At 42.5% G+C, this 4215-nt stretch carries 2 protein-coding genes; both read left to right on the top strand.

Annotated features, from left to right (window positions below):
- Nucleotides 1-230: 230 nt before the first annotated feature.
- Nucleotides 231-1661 (top strand): glycogen synthase GlgA, encoded by a 1431-nt coding sequence (gene glgA, locus QMF79_RS03970; RefSeq protein WP_281772864.1) that lies wholly within the window; start codon nt 231-233, stop codon nt 1659-1661.
- 246 nt (nt 1662-1907) lie between these two features.
- The coding region (locus QMF79_RS03965; RefSeq protein ID WP_281772863.1) for a glycogen/starch/alpha-glucan phosphorylase at nt 1908-4215 on the top strand (2308 nt) is incomplete at its 3' end.

The following is a 4215-nucleotide window of genomic DNA, read 5'->3' as shown; positions in this document are numbered from 1 at the left end:
GATATAGAAGAAGATAAAAAACGCTTCCGTATTAGCTCAACAGGCAAAGTCATTCTTGTAACCCCGAAAATGCTAAAGAAACTTGAGGGACACGAGATTGAGGAAGATGGGCATTTAGATTAGTTAGGAAAAATGCGGTGAAAATTGACCGCACTTTATGAACCCCCTCTTTTCTAAAGAGGGGGGCTGATCGAGCGTTATTCATATTTATAGGGAAAATAAAAAACTCAATGAAAATCTTACACGTTTGCTCGGAACTCTATCCGCTCTTAAAAACAGGCGGGCTTGCCGATGTTTTAGGGGCATTACCCCAAGCACAGAACCAAATCGGGCTAGATACCCGCGTTTTATTGCCTGCTTATCCTGCAATTACAGCAGGCATTCCGAATACCCAAGTGGTTGCCGAATTTGACAACTTCGCTGGGCACGTGGTGTTGCGTTATGGAGAATATAACGGTGTCGGGATCTATTTGATTGACGCACCGCACTTATACGGTCGCGAAGGCAATCCTTATCACGATGCCTATTACAATGACTACGGCGACAACTACAAACGTTTTGCCTTGCTCGGTTGGGTAGGGGCAGAATTAGCTACAGGTTTAGATAGCTGGTGGCGTGCAGAAGTGGTACACGCTCACGATTGGCACGCGGGCTTATGTGCAGCGTATCTGTTCAATAAAGGTCGCCCTGCGAAATCGGTGTTCACTATTCATAACTTGGCGTATCAAGGGCAGTTTTCTTATCATCATTTATACGAAATTGGTTTGCCTGCGGGAATGTTTAATGTGGACGGGCTGGAGTTATTCGGACAAATTTCTTATTTAAAATCAGGCTTGTTCTATTCTGATGCAAGCACGGCTGTTAGCCCAACTTATGCAGAAGAAATCACGACACCTGAATTTGCCTATGGTTTGCAAGGCTTGCTTTCTGGCTTAAAAGCTCAAGGTCGTTTAGTGGGGATTTTAAATGGCGTGGATGAAAATATTTGGCATCCGAACGTGGATCAATACATTCCGCACCATTACAAACTGAAATATATGGCAGGCAAAAAGAAAAATAAAGCTGAATTGCAAGCATTTTTCAATTTGCCACAAGATGAATCTGCCTTGGCATTTGTGATGGTCACCCGTTTAACTGAGCAAAAAGGTGTCGATTTATTGATTGAAAGTGCGGATGAAATTGTTAAACAAGGCGGGCAGTTGATGATTTTAGGTTCAGGTGCACCGCACTTGGAACAAGGTATTCGTGAGCTTGCAGTACAATATCCTAACAATATTGCGGTAAAAATAGGCTATGATGAAGCCCTTTCGCATTTAATGGTGGCAGGTGGCGATGTGATTTTAGTGCCAAGCCGTTTCGAGCCTTGTGGCTTAACCCAACTTTATGGTTTGCAATATGGCACACTGCCACTTGTTCGTAAAACAGGTGGTTTGGCGGATACGGTGGTGGATAGCACTTCAGAAAGCATCAAAGCTCGCACCGCAACAGGTTTTGTGTTTGAAAGTGCAACGCCTGAAGCTCTCCGCCATTGCTTGCAACGTGCCTTTGCCTTATGGCAAAAACCGCGTGCATGGACGATGGTTCGCACCGATGCAATGGAACAAGACTTCAGCTGGCGTAAGGCTGCAGAGCAATATAGAACACTTTATGAACGCTTGTAGTTTTATTCGTAAACTTTCTTAACAATCACACCGCTTGTGAAAGAATATTTTGCAAGCGGTGTGGTTGTGCTTGTTTTTTGCAAAGATAAGCATAAAATTCGAACTACTTTTGTCGGCTGTGTAAACAACATTCACGCACTCAAAGAGCGGTCAAATTTTGATTGATTTTTGCAAACGTGCGCGAATTTTGCAAATTCACACACCCTACGTTAATCATTTCTTAGCATTCTAATAGAGGTTTTACCTATGATAATGGATAACTTTGATTCTCCATTCCAATATAATCGTCCTGAAATGACCGTTGAAGCGATTAAAAAATCAATCGTTTACAAACTTATTTTTTTAATCGGTCGCTCTCCACGCGAAGCCAGCCAACGCGATTGGCTCAATGCAACTCTCCACGCTGTGCGTGATTTAGTAACAGAGGGTTGGATCACGACTGCTCGCCAAACTCGAGCAGAAGATTCTCGCCGTGTTTACTACCTTTCAATGGAATTTTTAATCGGGCGTACGCTTTCTAATGCAATGATTGCAGAAGGCATTTATGGATTAGCACAGGAAGCACTTTCTGAATTAAATGTGGATTTAGAAGAAGTATTGGAAAAAGAAGTTGATCCAGGCTTAGGCAATGGCGGTTTAGGTCGTCTAGCAGCTTGCTTTATGGATTCTATTGCGACCCTTGGTTTACCAGGTATGGGCTACGGTATTCGTTATGAATACGGAATGTTCCGCCAAAAAATTGAAAACGGTCAGCAAGTAGAACGCCCTGATGCGTGGCTTGAAAAAGGTGCCCCGTGGGAATTTATTCGTCCCTCTAAACGCTTTATCGTAGAATTTGGTGGAAACATTCATTTCGAAGGCAAAAAATGTATTTGGCAAGATACCGAAAAAGTGACCGCACTTGCTTACGACCAAATGATTCCAGGTTATCAAAATAATTCTGCTGCGACATTACGTTTATGGTCAGCACACGCAGGCGAAGTGTTTAACCTTGCAGACTTTAACCGCGGTGAACACTTGGCAGCATTAGAAGAGCACTCTGCAAATAAAAACTTATCTCGCGTGCTTTATCCAGATGATTCTACGTGGAATGGTCGCGAATTACGTTTACGTCAAGAGTATTTCTTAGTCTCTGCATCACTTCAAGATATTTTACGCCGTCACAAACGCACCCACGATAGCCTTGAAAACTTAGCGGATAAAGTGGCGATCCACTTAAACGATACCCACCCAGCATTAGCGATTCCTGAATTAATGCGTATTTTAGTGGACGACGAAGGTTTTGAATGGAAAAAAGCGTGGGAGATGACGCGTAATATTTTCTCTTACACCTGCCATACTTTAATGTCCGAAGCGTTAGAAACTTGGCCAGTGGAAATGATGGCGAAAATCTTACCGCGTCATTTACAGATGATTTTTGAAATTAACGATCACTTCTTAGAATATGTCCGTACTTATGTGACGACTGACAACGATTTTATCCGTCGTGTTTCGCTGATTGAAGAAGGCTATCAACGCAAAGTGCGTATGGGCTGGCTATCCGTGGTAGGTTCACACAAAATCAACGGGGTTGCCGAAATCCATTCTGATTTAATGGTGACTTCAACCTTTGCAGATTTTGCTCGTATTTTCCCTGAACGCTTTACCAACGTAACAAATGGTATCACACCGCGTCGTTGGTTAGCCGTGGCGAATCCACAATTAGCCGCATTGTTTGATAAATATATCGGCTCAGAATGGCGTTGCGATTTAAGCCAAATCGAAAAACTCAAACCGTTCGCACAAGAAAAAGCATTTAAAGAGGCTGTCGCTGACATTAAATTTGCCAATAAAGTGAAATTAGCGGAGTACGTAAAACGCGAGTTAGGGGTAGAGCTTGATCCGTACGCTTTATTTGACGTGCAAGTAAAACGTATTCACGAATACAAACGACAAATGTTAAACGTGTTGCATATTATCGCTCGCTACAATGAAATGCTTGCCACCCCTGAAAAAGATTGGCAACCTCGCGTATTTATTTTAGCAGGTAAAGCAGCTTCAGCTTATTATGCGGCAAAACAAACCATTCATTTAATCAATGATGTGGCGAATGTAATCAACAACGATGAACGTTTGAAAGGCCGCTTGAAAGTAGTGTTTATTCCAAATTACAGCGTGAGCCTTGCACAGCTAATTATTCCAGCAGCGGATATTTCAGAGCAAATTTCACTTGCAGGCACAGAGGCTTCTGGCACTAGTAATATGAAGTTTGCCTTAAATGGTGCATTGACACTCGGTACACTTGACGGTGCGAACGTGGAAATCTTGGAAAACGTGGGCGAAAATCATATTTTCATCTTCGGTAATACAGTAGAGCAAGTGGAACAACTTCGTCGCGACGGCTATCGTTCATTTGAATACTATCAGAATGATGCTCAATTACGCACAGTTGTAGATCAAATTATTGAAGGTAAATTCTCACCAGAAGATCCTCAGCGTTATCATCAACTATTACAAGGCTTGCAATACCACGATTATTATCAAGCTTTTGCTGATTTCCGCAGTTATGTAGAAA

The organism is Pseudohaemophilus parahaemolyticus, assembly GCF_938021905.1.
In the GTDB taxonomy this organism is placed as follows: Bacteria; Pseudomonadota; Gammaproteobacteria; order Enterobacterales; family Pasteurellaceae; genus Haemophilus_A; species Haemophilus_A parahaemolyticus_B.
The sequence above is the reverse complement of the archived record's forward strand: the minus strand, read 5'-3'. Positions and strand labels throughout refer to the sequence as shown.

Excerpts from the sequence above, each read along its gene's own strand:
- glgA (WP_281772864.1), top strand. The coding sequence starts at position 231 with ATGAAAATCTTACACGTTTGCTCGGAACTCTATCCGCTCTTAAAAACA.